This is a genomic window from Streptomyces sp. NBC_01216, assembly GCF_035994945.1.
Classification (GTDB): Bacteria; Actinomycetota; Actinomycetes; order Streptomycetales; family Streptomycetaceae; genus Streptomyces.
In genome coordinates, this window is record NZ_CP108677.1 from 4,331,567 (window position 1) to 4,348,386 (window position 16,820).

A 16,820-nucleotide genomic window follows, 5' to 3' on the forward strand; every position below is an offset into this window, starting at 1 on the left:
CCGAACGCGCGGTTCGGCAGTATGGCGCATCCGAAGTCGTTCGAGGGGACCTGGAAGCCCGTTCCGGTGGACTGGTCTCAGCGGGGAACCGCCGGCCGTCGCTGGAACCGCCGGTCATGTCTTAGGTCAGGCTGTGGTCCCGCGAGGGGAGGGCGTCCTTCGGGGAGTTCACGGGGCGGTGGATCAGCCTGCTGCCGTCAGGGGACGAGGCGGCCGGGAGCCGAGGCGTACATCGGTCCGTCGGCTTGTCGTCGCCGTCGTTGAAGCGGACGCCCTGGGCTCCGGCGGCCGAGGTGAGGGTTCGGCCGTTCGGCAGGGCGCAGACCGCCGACGAGAGGGCTGCGGCTGTGCGATGGCGTCTCGCGCATGTCTTCTTCTGCCGGGGCGGGTCGGGAGGGGGCGGTGCGGATCGACGTGCGTGAGAAGGGTGCCGGAGAAGCCCCCGAATGTCAGGGGCGTGTCAGGCTCTTGGCGTAGCAGCGACTGCTCTCGTACTCCCGGTAGTGGCCGAACTTGGCGCAGGGCGCGTAGCCGCTGGACTCGTAGAGGGTGATGGCCTCCGGCTGCATGGTCCCGGTCTCCAGGACCATGCGGGTCCGCCCCGCGGCGCGGGCGTCGTCCTCCAGGGCCGCCAGGATGCGGCGCGCCAGGCCGAGGCCGCGGGCCTCCGGGATCACGTACATGCGCTTGAGCTCGGCGTCGCCGTCCGAGTAGCCCTCGTCGTTCTCGTCCTGGGTGCGCCAGCCGCCGGTGGCCACCGGGCGGTCCTCGGTGTCGTACGCGAGGAGGTAGAGGCCGAGCGGCGGCGCGAACATCGCCGCGTCGAGGGGCGTGGCGTCGCCCTCGTCGCCGTATCGGGCGATGTACTCCAGCTGGACGGCGTCGTCGAGTTTGACCGCGTCGGGGTGGTCGTACGGGGTGGGGTGGATATTCATGCGAGCCATCGTACATGTATGCGCCACCCGTCGTCGGGTGGCTCGTGTCGGTATTCTCCCGGGATGCTCACTGTGACGAGTGCGAATGTCAATGGTCTCCGTGCCGCCGCGAAGAAGGGGTTCGTCCCGTGGCTGGCCGGAACCGCCGCCGACGTGGTCTGCCTTCAGGAGGTGCGCGCCGAGGAAGCCCAGCTTCCGGTGGAGGTCCGGTCGCCCGAGGGGTGGTTCACCGCCCACGCGCCGGCCGCCGCCAAGGGGCGGGCCGGGGTGTCCCTCTACACCCGCCGCGAGCCGGACCGCGTCCAGGTCGGCTTCGGGTCGAGCGAGTTCGACGGCAGTGGCCGGTACATCGAGGCCGACCTGCCCGGTGTCACCGTGGCCAGCCTCTATCTGCCCTCCGGCGAGGTCGGCACCGACCGGCAGGACGAGAAGGTCCGCTTCATGGACGCCTTCCTGCCCTACCTGTGCGAGCTCAAGGCGCGTGCGGCGGCCGACGGCCGCGAGGTCGTCGTCTGTGGCGACTGGAACATCGCCCATCGCGAAGCCGACCTGAAGAACTGGAAGAGCAACCGGAAGAACTCCGGCTTCCTCCCCGAGGAGCGGGCCTGGCTCGATCGCGTCTTCGGAGAGGCCGAGTACGTCGACGTCGTCCGTGCCCTCCATCCCGACCAGGAGGGTCCGTATTCGTGGTGGTCCTACCGTGGACGCGCCTTCGACAACGACAGCGGGTGGCGCATCGACCTGATCGTCGGTTCGCCTCGCCTGGCCGAGCGCTGCGTGAAGGCGTATGTGGAGCGGGCGGCGAGCCACGCGGAACGGTGGAGTGACCATGCGCCCGTGACGGCTGTCTTCGACCTGTAGTCAGCGACGGCGGAAAGCCCCGCCCGGCCGTGTTGCTCGGCGTCGCCGGACGGGGCCACGCCGGCGCGCTCGGCGCGCTTCACGCTGTCGGGCGGACCGGCCACTCGGGCCCCCCGCCCCCACCCTCGACCGCGGGGACGCCGTAGGGCGCTTCCATCGCCTGCTCGCCTGCTCGCCTGTTCGGCAGCTCGGTGGCCTGGCGGCTCGGCGGGGCGCGCGGGTCGTCAGGGCAGGTCGCGGAGTCTCCGGTCGAGGGCCAGGGACAGTTCGGACTCCACGACGCTCTTGGCCAGCGGGCGCAGCCGCTCGATGTCCTTCTCCTCGGCGTGGCTGCGCAGCAGGTCCGTGAAGAGCGCGGCCAGGGCGTCGGCGTGCTCGCGGACCCGGCCGCCCGCTTCCAGTACAGCGGCCAGCGGCACGCCCTCCCGGACCAGGGTGGCCGAGACGTCGAGCAGTCGGCGGCTGATGTGGATGAGCTCCTCGCCGTCGGTCGCCAGGTAGCCGAGGTCGAGTGCCGCGGCGAGGTTCTCCGGGGTCACCTCGCCCGCGAAGTGGTCGGCCAGCTCCCCCGGCGTGAGCCGGACCGGCTCCTCCTCGGTGGGTTCGCCCAGGCTCAGCACCTCGCCGACGTCCCGGCCGCTCTCGAAGGCGGCGGTGAGGTCGGCGATGCCGTTGAGGGTGTGGCCGCGTTCCAGCAGGGCGGCGATGGTGCGCAGCCGGGCCAGGTGGTGCTCGTCGTACCAGGCGATGCGGCCCTCGCGACGGGGCGGCGGGATCAGGCCGCGTTCGCGGTAGAAGCGCAGGGTGCGCACGGTGATGCCGGCCGCCGCGGCCAGTTCCTCCCTGCGGTACTCGCGGACGCCGTCCGTCCGGTCCGTCCGCTGCGTGCGGTCCGCCCCGTCCCGGTTCCCCCTCGTCCGCCCCGCCGACTGATCCGTCACGTGATCCGATCCTTCCGCCACGCCCGCCAGCCTATGTTGTACCGCCGGTAACTTTCCCTTGTCGTACCCCTACCGCCCGGTAGCGGGCTGCTCTACCCTCCCAATCGTGCCAGTGATTGCTGGCGGAGTCTTGGGTGCGGCGGAGGCGGCATGACGAACCACGAGCACGTTCGGGTGGCGGTGATCGGATCGGGCTTCGGTGGCCTCGGCGCGGCGGTGCGGCTGCGTCGCGAGGGGATCACCGACTTCGTCGTTCTGGAGCGGGCGGACTCCGTGGGCGGCACCTGGCGGGACAACAGCTACCCCGGCTGCGCCTGCGACGTCCCCTCGCACCTCTACTCCTTCTCCTTCGCGCCGAACCCGGACTGGCCGCGGACGTTCTCGGGCCAGCGCCACATCCGCGCGTACCTGGAGCACGTCACCGACACCTTCCGGCTCCGCCCGCACCTGCGGCTGGGACACGAGGTGCTGATGATGCGATGGGACACCGACGCGCTGCGCTGGGAGATCGAGACCTCCCAGGGCTCCTTCACCGCCGACGTGGTCGTCTCCGCGACCGGCCCGCTCTCCGACCCGAAGATCCCGGAGATCCCCGGCCTCGCGGACTTCCCGGGCAAGGTCTTCCACTCGGCGCGCTGGGACCACGACTACGACCTCGCGGGCAAGCGGGTCGCCATGATCGGCACCGGCGCCTCCGCCATCCAGATCGTGCCCGCGATCCAGCCCCGGGTGGGTTCGCTCACCCTCTTCCAGCGCACGCCCCCGTGGGTGATGCCGCGTATGGACCGCGCCATCACCGCCCCGGAGCGCTGGCTGCACCGCAGGCTGCCGGCCACCGGGACGATGCGCCGCGGACTGCTCTGGGGTATCCGGGAACTCCAGGTCAGCGCCTTCACCAAGCGTCCGACCGAGCTGGGCCTGGTCGAGTCCCTCGCCAAGGCCAACATCGCCAGGGCGGTCAAGGACCCGGTGCTGCGCGCCAAGCTGACCCCCTCGTACCGCATCGGCTGCAAGCGGATCCTGCTCTCCAGCGAGTACTACCCGGCCGTCGTACGTCCCAATGTGGACGTGGTCGCCTCCGGGCTGCGCGAGGTCCGCGGCAGCACGCTCGTCGCCGCCGACGGCACCGAGACCGAGGCCGACGCGATCATCTTCGGTACGGGCTTCCACGTCACCGACATGCCGATCGCCGAGCGCGTCGTCGGCGCCGACGGCCACACGCTCGCCGAGGCGTGGAAGGACGGCATGGAGTCGCTGCGCGGCGCCACCGCCGCCGGCTTCCCCAACTGGATGACGATCATCGGTCCCAACACCGGACTCGGGAACTCCTCCATGATCCTCATGATCGAGTCCCAGCTGAACTACCTCGCCGACTACCTGCGGCAGCTCGACGTGCTGACCCGCGACGGCGCCGAGGGCCGCGCCGCCCTGGCCGCCAGGCCCTCCGCCGTCGGCGCCTGGAACCGCAAGGTGCAGTCCCGGATGGAACGCACCGTGTGGAAGGCCGGCGGCTGCGACAGCTGGTACCTCGACGCAGGCGGCCGCAACACCACGCTGTGGCCCGGCACGACGAGCGAGTTCCGGCGGGAGACGCGGCAGCTCGACCTCGCGGAGTACGAGGTGCTGCGGGTCCCCGGCCCGGCGGCGTCCGCCCCCGCCCGGCGGCCCGCCAGGAAGAAGGAGACGGCCAAGTGAGCCGCCCCGCCGCCCCGCGGCCCGTCCGCGAGCTGACCGCCGTCTCGGCCGACGGCTCGACGGTCCACGTCGAGGTGTCCGGGCCCGAGGACGCCCCGCCCGTCGTGCTCGCCCACGGCTGGACCTGCTCGATCGCCTTCTGGGCCGAGCAGATACGCGACCTGTCCGCCGACCACCGGGTCATCGCCTACGACCAGCGCGGTCATGGCCGTACGCCGCCGGCCGGCCGGTACGGGTACTCGACCACGGCCCTCGCCGACGACCTGGAGGCCGTGCTCGCCGCGACCCTCGCACCCGGCGAGAAGGCGGTCCTGGCGGGCCATTCCATGGGTGGCATGACGATCATGGCCGCCGCGGACCGTCCCGGGCTGCGGGAACACGCCGCCGCCGTCCTGCTCTGCTCCACCGGCCCGGCGCGGCTGACGGCGGAGTCCCTCGTCGTGCCGATCCGGGCCGGCGGCCTGCGGACCCGGCTGACCCGGTGGATCCTGGGGGCGAGGGCGCCGCTGGGGCCGGTGACGCCCGTCTCCCGGCGGATCCTCGAGTACGCCACGATGGGGCCCCGTTCCGCTCCGGAGCGGGTCGACGCCTGCGCCCGGATCGTGCACGCCTGCCCGCGGGCCTCCCGGGTGGCCTGGTCGCGTGTCCTGGCGGAACTCGACCTGGAGGCGGGGCTCGCCCGGCTCACCCCGCCGGCGGCCGTGCTCGTGGGCTCGGCCGACCGGCTGACCCCGCCCGTCCACGCCCGCACCCTCGCGGCGGCGCTGCCACGGTGCGTGGGGCTCGTCGAACTGCCGGGCATGGGCCACATGACACCGGTGGAGGCCCCGGAGGCCGTCACCGCGCAGATCCGCGAACTGACCGCCACGTACCTGGGTGTGAAGGAGGACACATGAGCAGGGTGAGCCTGGAGGGACAGGTCGCGGTCGTCACGGGCGCGGCCCGTGGTGTCGGCGAGCTGCTCGCCCGCAAGCTGTCCGCGCGCGGCGCGCGGATCGCGCTGGTCGGCCTGGAGCCGGAGGAGCTGAAGCAGGTCGCCGGGCGGCTGCACACCGAGGCCGACTGGTGGCACGCGGACGTCACGGACCACGAGGCGATGACCCGGGTCGCGCGGGAGGTCAAGGAACGCTTCGGCAAGGTCGACATCGTCGTCGCCAACGCGGGGGTCGCGTCGGGCGGGCCCTTCGTGGACTCCGACCCGGTCGCCTGGCGCCGGGTCGTCGAGGTCAACCTGATCGGCGGAGCGGTCACCGCCCGGTCCTTCCTGCCGGTCCTGATGGAGTCGCGCGGCTACTTCCTCCAGATCGCCTCGCTCGCGGCGATCACCCCGGCGCCGATGATGACGGCGTACTGCGCCTCGAAGTCGGGTGTCGAGGCATTCGCGCACAGCCTGCGGGCGGAGGTCGGGTACAAGGGGGTGCGGGTCGGCGTCGGCTATCTGTCCTGGACCGACACCGACATGGTCCGGGGGGCGGACCAGAACGACGTGATGCGGGAGCTGAGGTCCCGGCTGCCCTGGCCGTCGAACCGCACCTACCCGCTGGGCCCGGCCGTCGACCGGATCGTGGCCGGCATCGAGCGGCGCTCGCCGCATGTGTACGCGCAGTGGTGGCTGCGCGGGATGCAGTCCGTGCGGGGCGCTCTGCCGGGGCTCATCGCCACCGTCGGGCAGCGTGAGATGAAGCGCTTCGAACCACGGCTCTCCGGGGTCTCCCGGGGGCTGGTGGGGGCGGGCGGAGCGGCCGACGAGCAGGCCCGTGGAAGGGGCGACGCGGCCCGGTAGCTCGCCCCGTCTGATCGAAATGCGTGGATTGTCCTGCCGTGCCACGCTGGTCGAGGCCCCAGGGGCGACACGCCCCGTATCCCTCACCCACCCAGGAGTGAACGTTCATGGGCAAGGCAGAACAGTTCAGGGACAAGGCGCAGGACCTCGCCGGTCAGGCGAAGGCGAAGATGGGCAACGCGAAGGACGAGGCGTCCGAGCGCGCTTCCCAGGCCAAGGACCGCTCCGACGAGGAGCGCCGGGCCCAGACGGAGGCGCAGGACCGTTTCGACCAGGACTACGACGTCTGACGGCCGTTCCCTGAGGAAGGCGCACCCGGGACGCCGGGTGCGCCTTCGCGTGGTCCGCCCGCGCCGTGACGCCGCGATGCCGCCGTCCCCGGTCCGTCCCCGTCCGTCACCGCGCGGTCGGGCCGTCGGGCGCCCGCGGGTCTGTTCGCCGCGCCGCCGGGGCGGCAATCCGGATGCCTCCGCCCGCCGTGGCGCGTAGCGTCCCCCCATGCCCGGACTCGAAGCCCTCCGCCCCGACCACGCGCCCGCCCTGCTCGCCTTCGAGCGGGAGAACCGGGCGTACTTCGCCGCGTCCGTACCCGATCGCGGGGACGCCTACTTCGCCGCGTTCGACGACCGGCACCGGGCGCTGCTCGAGGAGCAGCGGACCGGCGCGATCCTCTTCCACGTGCGGGTCGGGGACGACGGGGAGATCCTCGGGCGGTTCAATCTCGTCGACGTGGCGGACGGCTCGGCCGAACTCGGCTACCGCGTCGCGGAGAAGGCCGCCGGGCGGGGTCTGGCCACCGCCGGTGTACAGGAGCTTTGCGGGCTGGCGGCCCACGTGTACGGGCTGCGGACGCTGCGCGCCGCGACGACCCTCGACAACGCGGGCTCGCGCGCGGTGCTCGCCCGGACCGGTTTCCGGCCGGTCCGGGACGAGCGCTTCGACGGCCGGCCGGGCGCCGCCTACCTGCTGGACCTCGGCGGCAGCTTCGGGCGCGAACGGTCGGGCACCGAGTCGTAGTCCGGCGGGCTGGCTGCGGGGTTCCCGGCCAGCAGCGACAGCGCCAGGGCGACCGCGTCGTCCAGCTGCGCGTGCCGGCCCTCCGCCCAGTCCAGGGGGGTGCGGAGGATCTCCAGGTCCGGTTCCACGCCGTGGTTCTCGACGGACCAGCCGTACTCGGGGAACCACGCGGCGTTCATCGGCACCGTGATCTGCGTTCCGTCCACCAGGCGGTGACGGCCCGTCATGCCGACGACGCCGCCCCAGGTCCGCTGTCCCACCACCGGGCCGAGGCCGAGCAGCTTGAAGGCGACCGTGATCATGTCGCCGTCCGAGGACGTGGCCTCGTCGGCGAGGGCCACGACAGGCCCGCGCGGCGCGTTCGAGGCGTAGCTGACGGGCTGCGCGTTCCGGGTCAGGTCCCAGCCCAGGATTCTGCGGGTGAGCTTCTCCACGACGAGCTCGCTGATGTGGCCGCCGGCGTTGCCGCGCACGTCCACGATCAGGGCCGGCCGGGAGACCTCCATCCGCAGGTCGCGGTTGAACTGGGCCCAGCCCGAACCGCCCATGTCCGGGATGTGCAGGTAGCCGCACGCGCCGCCGCTGATCCTCCGGACCACGGCACGTCGTTTCGCCACCCAGTCCTGGTAGCGCAGCGGCCGTTCGTCGACCAGCGGGACGACCGCCACCCGCCGCGCGGGCCCCTCGCCCTCGGCCGGCCGGAAGGTGAGTTCGACCGTGGTGCCGCCGCAGGACGAGAGCAACGGGTACGGGCCGCACACGGGGTCCACCGGGCGGCCGTCCACATGGGTGAGGACCGCGCCCTCCCGGATGCCGGTGCCGGCCAGCGGAGAGCGGGCCTTGGAGTCGGAGGAGTCGCCGGGCAGGATGCGCTTGACCGTCCAGCCCTCGTCGCGCCGCACCAGGTTCGCGCCCAGCAGCCCCATCGGCCGCTGGTAGTGGGGCGGGCCCTCGTTGCGCCGGGCGGGGGTGACATACGCGTGCGAGGTCCCGAGTTCACCCATGACCTCGCGCAGCAGATCGGCGAACTCGTCCGGCGAGGCGACCCGTTCGACGAGCGGGCGGTACTGGTCGAGCACCGCGGTCCAGTCGACACCGCCCAGATCGGGCTCCCAGAAGTAGGAGCGGACGATCCGGCCCGCCTCGTCGAACGCCTGACGCCACTCCGCCTTCGGGTCGACCTCGTGCAGGATCCGCCGCAGGTCGATGTAGACGGTCGAGTCGCCGTCGCCGGGCTCCGTCGCCGGTACCGCCCGTAGTTCGCTCTCGTCGGCCACGACGAGCCGTGAGCCGTCCCCGCTGACCGCGAACCAGTCGAGGTGCTGGACGAGTTCGGTCTTGCGGGCCTTGGTGATGCCGAAGTGCTCCAGGGTGGGGCGTCCGGAGGTGTCGGAGGGGTTGGCGAAGGTCTCGCCGAGCGCCCCCGAGATGGGCCAGCGCAGCCAGACCAGGCCGCCGCCGCTCACCGGCTGGAGCGCCGAGTACTTGGAGGCCGTCACCGGGAAGGGCGTCACCCGGCTCTCCAGCCCTTCGGCCTCCACGGTCACCGTGCCGTCGCCCGCCTCACCGGTGTCCTCGACCGGGTCGAGGCCGCCCGCCACGGGGCGGCCGTCCGGCAGCAGCGCGAAGGGGGAGGGGGTGGCCGAGGACAGCGGGACGAGATAGGGACGGCAGCCCAGCGGGAAGGACAGGTCGCCGGTGTGCACGTCGTACACCGGGTCGAAGCCCCGCCAGGAGAGGAAGGCGAGATAGCGGCCGTCGCGGGTGAAGACCGGGTTCTCGTCCTCGAAGCGGCCGTTGGTGACGTCGACGATCGTGGGGGCACCGGGGCCCGCGATCCTGGCCATCTTGATCTGCCGCAGGGAGCGGCCGATGCCTGGATGGGACCAGGTCAGCCAGGCGCCGTCGGGCGAGAAGGCGAGGTCGCGCACCGGTCCGTTGAGCGAGCGGATCAGCTCGGTGACCTCGGCTCGCCCGGACTCCTCGGGCGGGGAGGCGTCCCCGGGGTCCTCGGCGGTGTCGACGAGCAGCAGCCGGCCGTCGTCGGAGGCGATGGCGAGGCGTTCGCCGTCGGGGTCGGCGACCAGTTCCTCGACCCGGCCGAGTTCCCCGGCGGCGAGCCGACGCGGGGGCCGGGCGCCGCTGGCCCGCGGGAGGTAGGCGAGCTCCACGGCGTCGTCGCCCTCGGCGTCGGTGACGTAGGCGATCCGGCCGCTGCTGCCCAGCATCTCGGGCAGCCGGACCCGGACGCCCGGGGTGTCGGTGATCGTGCGGGCGGGCCCGTCGCGATGAGTCAGCCAGTAGAGACTGCCCCGGACCGAGACGGCGCCGGCGCGCCCGGTCTCGTCGACGGAGAGCGCGTCCACGTGGTGGGAGGCGGGGACGTGATAGCGGCGGCGCCCGGCGCGCGGGCCGCCGAGCCGGACGTCGAGCCTGCGGGGCGTGGCGTCCGGGGAGGTCAGGTCCTCCACGATCCACAGGTCGCCGGCGCACTGGTACACGACCCGGCGTCCGTCGCTGGAGGCGTGCCGGGCGTAGAAGGCGTCGTGGTCGGTGTGGCGGCGCAGGTCGGTGCCGTCGGGGAGGCAGGAGTAGAGGTTGCCGACGCCCTCGTGGTCCGAGAGGAACGCGATCCGGCCGGCGACGAACATCGGCGCCGCCAGGTGGCCGCCGATGTCCGGGAGCAGTCGCCTGCCGTGCATCCACAGCCGTCCCGTCGCGCCGCCCCGGTACCGCTTCCAGGCCGCCGGTTCGTGCGGCGGTTTGCCGGTGAGCAGCAGGGTGCGCCGTTCGCCCTCGATGTCGGCGACCGCGATGTCGGAGACCGGACCCCAGGGCATCCGGCCGCCGGGGGAGCCGTCGGTGGGGACGGTGTACGCCCAGGAGTAGTACGAGAAGGGCTGTCCGTGCGAGGAGACGGCGAGGATGTCGCCGTCGGGTGACCAGCCGCAGACCCGGGTGTCGGTCGAGCCCCAGAAGCCGAGCCGGCGCGAGGGTCCGCCGGCGACCGGGGCGAGGTGGATCTCCGGGTCGAGACTGCGCCAGCTCGTGTAGGCGATCTGGCGCCCGTCGCCCGAGAAGCGCGGGTGGCCGACCCGGGTCCGGTCGACGGTGATCCGCCAGGCCCGGCCGGACGGTTCCCCCTCGGGGGCGAGGGGCGCGACCCAGAGATCGTCCTCGGCCGCGAAGCACAGCAGGTCGTCGTGGAGGTGCGGGAAGCGGAGATACGCGAGGTCGTCACTCACTCCCCAATGCTTTCCGCGGGGAGGGGGCGCGGCAACTCGGGAACGTGACTCTTTCGGGCGGAGTTCCGCCTTCCGTGGCCGGGCCGGTGTGGGACACGACACGTACGAAACGGTTTCGTTTCGCAGTGGGGTCGGGTAGCGTCATGCCGTACGAAACGGTTTCGTTCGGAAGGAGGGTCCCATGGCCCGCAGCAGGCTCACCCCGGAGCGGGAGGCCGAGCTGTACGAAGCCGTGCTCGACCTTCTGCGCGAGGTCGGATACGACGCCCTCACCATGGACGCCGTCGCCGCCCGCACCCGCTCCAGCAAGGCCACCCTCTACCGCCAGTGGGGGAGCAAGGCCGAACTCGTCGCCAGGGCCCTGCGCCACAACAAGCCCGTCAGCCTCGCCGACATCGACACCGGCACCCTGCGCGGCGACTTCCACGCGATGCTGGAGCGGACCGACGACTGCCAGATGGAGAAGGACTCCGCGCTGATGCGGGGTCTGGCCCATGCCGTCCACAACAACCCCGAACTGCTCCAGGCACTGCGCGAGCTGCTCGTCGAACCCGAGATGACCGGACTCGACGAGGTGCTGAGGCGAGCGGTGGACCGGGGCGAGGTCAGTGCCGGGAACCCGGCTCTCAAGCTCGTGCCCCACCTCCTGATCGGGGCGTTCATCGCCCGCCCGCTGATCGAGGATCAGCCGGTGGACCACGCCTTCCTCACCGGCTACGTCGACGCCGTCGTGCTCCCCGCACTCGGCGTCTGACCCGGAGGCCCCGGCCTCCGACCCGGCCCCGTCACGACGCCGAGGTGCCCCCTCACCCGGCGTCCGGCGCCCCTTCGACCGCAGTACCTGACGTCGCACCGCTCACGCCGTCGGGCCGGCTCCCCATGCCCTTGTCCCCCTCACCAATGGGAGTACGCCCCCGTGGCCACGTTCCTCTACAAGCTGGGTCGCTCCGCCTTCCGGCGCCGACGGCTCGTCGCCCTGCTCTGGGTCGCGCTGCTCGCGCTCGCCGGGGTCGGCGCCGCGTCCGCGCCCGCCGCGACCTCCGGCTCCTTCTCGATCCCCGGCACCGAGGCCCAGCGCGCCTTCGACCTCCTGGAAGAGCGTTTCCCCGGCGGCAGCGCCGACGGCGCCACCGCCCGGGTCGTCTTCAAGGCCCCCGAAGGGCAGAAGATGACCGACCCGGCCCCCAAGGCCGAGGTCCAGGAGACCGTAGCCGCGCTGAAGTCCGGTTCGGACCAGGTCGCCTCGGTCAACGACCCCTACGAGGCCAAGGCCGTCTCCGAGGACGGCTCCACCGCCTACGTCTCCGTCAGCTACAAGGTCTCCGCCATGGAGCTGACCGACGAGACCCGCGAGGCGCTGAAGGAGACGGCGCACGACGCCCAGGGCAAGGGCATGACCGTCGAGATCGGCGGTGACGCGCTCCAGGCCATGCCCGAGACGGGTGCCGGCGAGATCGTCGGCGTCGTCATCGCCGGCATCGTCCTCGTCATCACCTTCGGCTCGCTGGTCGCCGCCGGACTTCCGCTGCTGACCGCGATCATCGGCGTCGGCATCGGCGTCTCCACGATCACCGCGCTCGCCAGTGTGCTGGACCTCGGCTCCACGACGTCCACCCTCGCGATGATGATCGGCCTCGCCGTCGGCATCGACTACGCCCTCTTCATCGTCTCCCGCTACCGCGCGGAGCTCGCCGAGGGCCGCGAGCCCGAGGAGGCTGCCGGCCGGGCGACCGGAACCGCGGGCTCCGCCGTGGTCTTCGCGGGCCTCACCGTCGTCATCGCACTCGTCGGTCTCGCCGTCGTCAACATCCCGATGCTGACGAAGATGGGCTTCGCCGCCGCCGGCACGGTCCTGATCGCCGTGCTGATCGCGCTCACCCTGATCCCCGCCCTCCTGGGCTTCGCCGGTTCCCTGGTCGTGGGCCGCAAGCAGCGCAAGGGAACCCGGAAGGACGACGGCACGCCCAACATGGGCACCCGCTGGGCCCGGTTCGTCATCCGCCGCCCCGTCATGGTGCTGCTGGCCGGTGTGATCGGCCTGGGCGCGATCGCGGTGCCGGTCTCCTCGCTGGAGATGGGCCTGCCCGACGAGGGCTCCCAGCCGACCTCCACCACCCAGCGCCGCGCCTACGACCTGCTGTCGGACGGCTTCGGTCCGGGCTTCAACGGGCCGCTGCTGGTGGTCGTCGACGGCGACGAGGGCGCCGCCGAGTCCACCGCCGACACGATCGAGGGCCTGGAGGGAGTCGTGGCGGTCACCCCGCCGACCCCCAACAAGGCCGGCGACACCGCGACGATCACCGTGATCCCGAAGGACCGGCCGTCCTCGGTCGCGACCGAGGAGCTGGTTCACGACATCCGGGACGCCACCGGCGACGACGTCCTGGTGACCGGCGCCACCGCGATGAACATCGACTTCTCGCAGAAGATGAACGACGCGCTGGTGCCCTATCTCGCGCTGGTCGTCGGGCTCGCGTTCCTGCTCCTGATGGTGGTCTTCCGCTCGCTGCTGGTCCCCCTGAAGGCGGCTCTCGGCTTCCTGCTGTCGGTCGTCGCCGCCCTCGGCGCGGTGGTCGCGGTCTTCCAGTGGGGCTGGCTCGGCGACCTCTTCGGGGTCGAGCAGACCGGCCCGATCATGTCGATGATGCCGATCTTCATGGTGGGCGTGGTCTTCGGCCTGGCCATGGACTACGAGGTCTTCCTGGTCACCCGGATGCGCGAGGCGTACGTCCACGGGGAGCGGCCCGGCGAGGCGATCGTGACCGGCTTCCGGCACGGCGCCCGGGTCGTCACCGCCGCCGCGGTGATCATGATGGCCGTCTTCGCCGGCTTCATCGGCTCCAGCGAGCAGATGGTGAAGATGATCGGCTTCGGGCTGGCCGTCGCCGTCCTCTTCGACGCCTTCGTCGTCCGGATGGCGATCGTGCCCGCGGTGCTCGCCCTGCTCGCGCACAAGGCGTGGTGGCTGCCGAAGTGGCTGGACCGGCTGCTGCCGAACGTGGACGTCGAGGGCGAGGGCCTGGCCCGGCCCGCCGGGTCCCCGGGCGACCCCGGCGCGGACACGGACCGCAGGCTCGTGAAGGTCTGACCCCCGGTACGTCTGAGACCCCCCGTACTCCGGGGCCGCGAAGAGCGGTCGCGCCCCGGATCGCGCCGGAACCCGTGGGGACGGGGAACCGACGCCGCCCTACGCCGTCATCGTGTCGAGCTCGACGCGGTGACGGCGTAGGTGTGTCTGAGGAAGCGCAGCAGGGCGGTGGTGTCGAACTGCACGACGGCGACGCCGTCCGCCGTGTGGAACTCCACGACCGTCTGCACCCGGCCGCACGGCCAGATGCCGATGTCGCCGCGACGGGCGGGGGCGCGCACCCCGGACTCGAGCAGCGTGCGCGGGAAGGACCATTCGACGTTTCCGGGGAAGGCGAAGCGCACGGCGTCGGGAGCGGCGTCGGGGTCGTAGCGCAGGGCGACCGGCACGGGCCGGGAGAGCGGGGCGTCGGTGATGATCCGGCCTTTGGCGTGATCCTCGACGCCGTGGTCGTCGACAGGGTGCATCGGTCGACTCCTCACGCTTGACTCATTTATTACCTAATGTCCCATATTTCACGGCGTACGCGCGCTGCGACTTCTGTATCAAGTGCGCTCTTGCAAGCTCTTTGCAGGTACCGCCTATCATCAATGCCGTGCATGTACCTGATGGATTCATCAACGCTCCGGTCTCGGCCGCCGCCGGAGTCCTCGCCGCGGGCGCCGTCGCGGTCAGCCTGCGCGGTGCCCGCCGCGAGCTGGCCGGCGACGGCGCCGGAGGCCACGGCGACGACCGGACCGTCCCGCTCGCCGGTCTCGTCGCGGCCTTCGTCTTCGCCGTCCAGATGCTGAACTTCCCGGTCGCCGCCGGAACCAGCGGGCATCTGCTCGGCGGCGCGCTGGCGGCCATCCTCGTCGGTCCCTACACCGGCGTGCTCTGCATCGCCGTCGTGCTGCTGATCCAGGGCATCCTCTTCGCCGACGGCGGCCTCACCGCGCTCGGTGTGAACATCTCCGTCATGGGTGTCGTCACGGTCGTGGTCGCCTACGCGCTCTTCCGCGGCCTCGTCCTCGTCCTGCCGCGCACCCGCCGCTCGGTGACCGTGGCCTCCTTCGTGGCCGCGCTCGTCTCCGTGCCCGCCGCGGCCGTCGCCTTCACCCTCGTCTACGCGGTCGGCGGCACCACCGACGTGCCGCTGCCCAAGGTCCTGACCGCCATGGTCGGCGTCCACGTGCTGATCGGCCTCGGCGAGGCCGTGATCACCATGCTGACCGTCGGCGCGGTCATCGCCGTCCGCCCCGACCTCGTCCACGGAGCCCGCGGTCTGCGTACGCCGCTCAAGCTGCGCATCGCCGGTGAACTGGTCGACGCCGCCCCGTCCCGGGAGACCGCCCCCGCCGGCGGCCCCTCGCCGCGGAAGCTGTGGGCCGGCGGCCTGGTCACCGCCCTCGTACTGGCCGGCTTCGTCTCCTTCTACGCCTCCGCGAGCCCGGACGGACTGGAGAAGGTCGCCGCCGACAAGGGCATCGACCGGAAGGTCGAGGAGCACGCCGCAGCGGGCTCCCCGCTCGCCGACTACGGCGTCGAGGGCATCGAGACGACCCGGCTCTCCGGCGGCCTCGCGGGCATGATCGGCGTGGGAGCGACCCTGGCGGTCGGCTCCGGCGCCTTCTGGCTCGTCAGGCGTCGCAGGGACACGGCCGAGGCGCCGCACGAGGCCCGGGTCTGAGGTGGGGGCGGGACACGCGCACACGCTCTACCGGCGGGGGGACTCGCCGGTCCACGCGCTGCCCGCGCACACCAAACTGGCCGCTGTCCTCGCCTTCGTGCTGGTCGTGGTCTCCACGCCGCGCGAGGCTGTCTGGGCCTTCGGCCTCTACGCCCTCCTGCTCGGCGCGGTGGCGGCACGGGCCCGCGTGCCGGTCGGCTTCCTGCTGCGGCGGCTCGTGATCGAGGTCCCCTTCGTGGCCTTCGCGTTCCTCATGCCCTTCGTGGTCCCCGGCGAGCAGACCGGGTTCCTCGGCCTCCAGCTCTCCGTCCCGGGCCTGTGGGGCGCCTGGAACGTCCTGGCCAAGGGCACCCTGGGCGTCGCCGCCTCGGTGCTCCTCGCCTCCACCACCGAACTGCGCGCCCTGCTGCTCGGACTCCAGCGGCTCGGCCTCCCGCCGCTGCTTGTCCAGATCGCCGCCTTCATGATCCGGTACGGCGACGTGATCGGCGACGAGATGCGCCGGATGTCGATCGCCCGCCGCTCCCGGGGCTTCGAAGCGAAGGGCCTCCGCCACTGGGGCGTCCTCGCCAAGTCCGCAGGCGCGCTCTTCATCCGCTCCTACGAGCGGGGCGAACGCGTCCACCTCGCCATGGTCAGCCGCGGGTACGCGGGGACCATGCCGGTCATCGACGAGGTGACCGCCTCCCGGGCCCAGTGGGCGGGAGCCGCCTCGCTCCCGCTCGCCGCCCTCGTGATCTGCCTCCTCGGATGGACGCTATGACCTCCCCCTCGACGGCCTCGCCCGGCTCCGTGCCCCCTTCGCTGGAGGTGCGCGGCCTCGCGTACGCCTACCCGGACGGCCACCAGGCCCTCTTCGGCGTCGACCTGACCGTCGGCCGGGGCGAGCGCGTCGCTCTGCTCGGCCCCAACGGCGCCGGCAAGACCACCCTCGTACTGCACCTCAACGGCATCCTCACCGGCGGCGCCGGCACGGTCGCCGTCGCCGGGCTGCCCGTCGAGAAGCGGAACCTCGCCGAGATCCGGCGCCGGGTCGGGATCGTCTTCCAGGACCCTGACGACCAGCTCTTCATGCCGACCGTGCGCGAGGACGTCGCCTTCGGTCCCGCCGCGGCCGGTGTCCGCGGCGCCGCGCTGGAGTCGGCCGTCCGCACCGCACTGGAGCGCGTGGGCATGGCGGAGTACGCTGACCGGCCGCCGCACCACCTCTCCTTCGGGCAGCGCAGGCGGGTGGCGGTGGCGACGGTGCTCGCGATGGAACCGGAGATCCTCGTCCTGGACGAGCCCTCCTCCAACCTGGACCCCGCCTCACGCCGCGAACTCGCCGACGTCCTGCGCTCCCTGGACGTCACCGTCCTGATGGTCACCCACGACCTGCCCTACGCCCTGGAACTCTGCCCGCGCTCGGTGATCCTCAGCGACGGCGTGATCGCGGGCGACGGGCGGACCCCGGACGTGCTGGGCGACGCCGCGTTGATGGCGCGCCACCGCCTCGAACTGCCCTTCGGATTCTCGCCGCAGACCGTCTGACGCCGACTCCGCCGGGAACCCGCGGTTCCCGGTCGCGGCAGCATGAGCCGGCATTC

15 protein-coding genes are annotated in these 16,820 nt (G+C 72.5%); 11 read left to right on the forward strand and 4 right to left on the reverse strand.

Annotation, left to right across the window (positions count from 1 at the left end; all coding sequences use genetic code 11):
* Window positions 1–449: 449 nt before the first annotated feature.
* Window positions 450–935, reverse strand: a complete 486-nt coding sequence (locus OG393_RS19295; protein ID WP_327375914.1) for a GNAT family N-acetyltransferase — start codon at window positions 933–935, stop codon at window positions 450–452.
* 63 nt (window positions 936–998) lie between these two features.
* Here OG393_RS19295 and OG393_RS19300 point away from each other — a divergent pair, with 63 nt between their 5' ends.
* A complete protein-coding gene (locus OG393_RS19300) occupies window positions 999–1,796 on the forward strand; it encodes an exodeoxyribonuclease III (protein WP_327375915.1) in 798 nt (265 codons plus the stop codon).
* A gap of 224 nt (window positions 1,797–2,020) precedes the next feature.
* On the opposite strand, the gene OG393_RS19305 is transcribed toward OG393_RS19300, so the two are convergent.
* Window positions 2,021–2,737, reverse strand: a complete 717-nt coding sequence (locus tag OG393_RS19305) for a MerR family transcriptional regulator (RefSeq protein WP_327375916.1) — start codon at window positions 2,735–2,737, stop codon at window positions 2,021–2,023.
* 150 nt (window positions 2,738–2,887) lie between these two features.
* On the opposite strand from OG393_RS19305, the gene OG393_RS19310 reads away from it, so the two are divergent.
* The 5 genes from OG393_RS19310 (at window position 2,888) to OG393_RS19330 (ending at window position 7,232) form a co-directional block, all read left to right on the forward strand.
* Window positions 2,888–4,432 (forward strand): flavin-containing monooxygenase, encoded by a 1,545-nt coding sequence (locus OG393_RS19310; protein ID WP_327375917.1) that lies wholly within the window; start codon window positions 2,888–2,890, stop codon window positions 4,430–4,432.
* A complete protein-coding gene (locus OG393_RS19315; protein ID WP_327375918.1) occupies window positions 4,429–5,328 on the forward strand; it encodes an alpha/beta fold hydrolase in 900 nt (299 codons plus the stop codon). The genes OG393_RS19310 and OG393_RS19315 overlap by 4 nt, the downstream gene beginning before the upstream one ends.
* A complete protein-coding gene (locus OG393_RS19320) occupies window positions 5,325–6,215 on the forward strand; it encodes an SDR family oxidoreductase (RefSeq protein WP_327375919.1) in 891 nt (296 codons plus the stop codon). The genes OG393_RS19315 and OG393_RS19320 overlap by 4 nt, the downstream gene beginning before the upstream one ends.
* Before the next feature lie 107 nt (window positions 6,216–6,322).
* Entirely contained in the window at window positions 6,323–6,505 is a 183-nt protein-coding gene (locus OG393_RS19325) for a hypothetical protein (RefSeq protein ID WP_327375920.1), read from the forward strand.
* A gap of 208 nt (window positions 6,506–6,713) precedes the next feature.
* Entirely contained in the window at window positions 6,714–7,232 is a 519-nt protein-coding gene (locus OG393_RS19330; RefSeq protein WP_327375921.1) for a GNAT family N-acetyltransferase, read from the forward strand.
* Here OG393_RS19330 and OG393_RS19335 read toward each other — a convergent pair.
* On the reverse strand, window positions 7,175–10,477 hold the full coding sequence (locus tag OG393_RS19335; protein WP_327375922.1) for a S41 family peptidase: 3,303 nt from the start codon (window positions 10,475–10,477) through the stop codon (window positions 7,175–7,177). The two genes, OG393_RS19330 and OG393_RS19335, sit on opposite strands and share 58 nt — an antisense overlap.
* A 181-nt stretch (window positions 10,478–10,658) precedes the next feature.
* Here OG393_RS19335 and OG393_RS19340 point away from each other — a divergent pair, with 181 nt between their 5' ends.
* Together OG393_RS19340 and OG393_RS19345 are read left to right on the forward strand one after the other, a co-directional pair.
* Window positions 10,659–11,231: a TetR/AcrR family transcriptional regulator gene (locus OG393_RS19340; RefSeq protein ID WP_327375923.1), complete on the forward strand. Its 573-nt coding sequence runs from the start codon at window positions 10,659–10,661 to the stop codon at window positions 11,229–11,231.
* A 162-nt stretch (window positions 11,232–11,393) separates the two neighbouring features.
* Complete coding sequence (locus tag OG393_RS19345) at window positions 11,394–13,565, forward strand: MMPL family transporter (RefSeq protein WP_327375924.1); 2,172 nt, start codon at window positions 11,394–11,396, stop codon at window positions 13,563–13,565.
* A gap of 107 nt (window positions 13,566–13,672) precedes the next feature.
* Here OG393_RS19345 and OG393_RS19350 read toward each other — a convergent pair whose 3' ends face one another.
* Entirely contained in the window at window positions 13,673–14,032 is a 360-nt protein-coding gene (locus OG393_RS19350; protein ID WP_327375925.1) for an SsgA family sporulation/cell division regulator, read from the reverse strand.
* Between the two features lie 128 nt (window positions 14,033–14,160).
* Here OG393_RS19350 and OG393_RS19355 point away from each other — a divergent pair, with 128 nt between their 5' ends.
* Genes OG393_RS19355 through OG393_RS19365 form a run of 3 tightly spaced genes read left to right on the forward strand, consistent with a single transcriptional unit; the run spans window position 14,161 to window position 16,764 of the window.
* A complete protein-coding gene (locus OG393_RS19355; RefSeq protein ID WP_327375926.1) occupies window positions 14,161–15,234 on the forward strand; it encodes an energy-coupling factor ABC transporter permease in 1,074 nt (357 codons plus the stop codon).
* Between the two features lies 1 nt (window position 15,235).
* A complete protein-coding gene (gene cbiQ, locus OG393_RS19360) occupies window positions 15,236–15,997 on the forward strand; it encodes a cobalt ECF transporter T component CbiQ (RefSeq protein ID WP_327375927.1) in 762 nt (253 codons plus the stop codon).
* Window positions 15,994–16,764, forward strand: a complete 771-nt coding sequence (locus OG393_RS19365) for an energy-coupling factor ABC transporter ATP-binding protein (protein WP_327375928.1) — start codon at window positions 15,994–15,996, stop codon at window positions 16,762–16,764. The genes cbiQ and OG393_RS19365 overlap by 4 nt, the downstream gene beginning before the upstream one ends.
* Window positions 16,765–16,820: the final 56 nt, after the last annotated feature.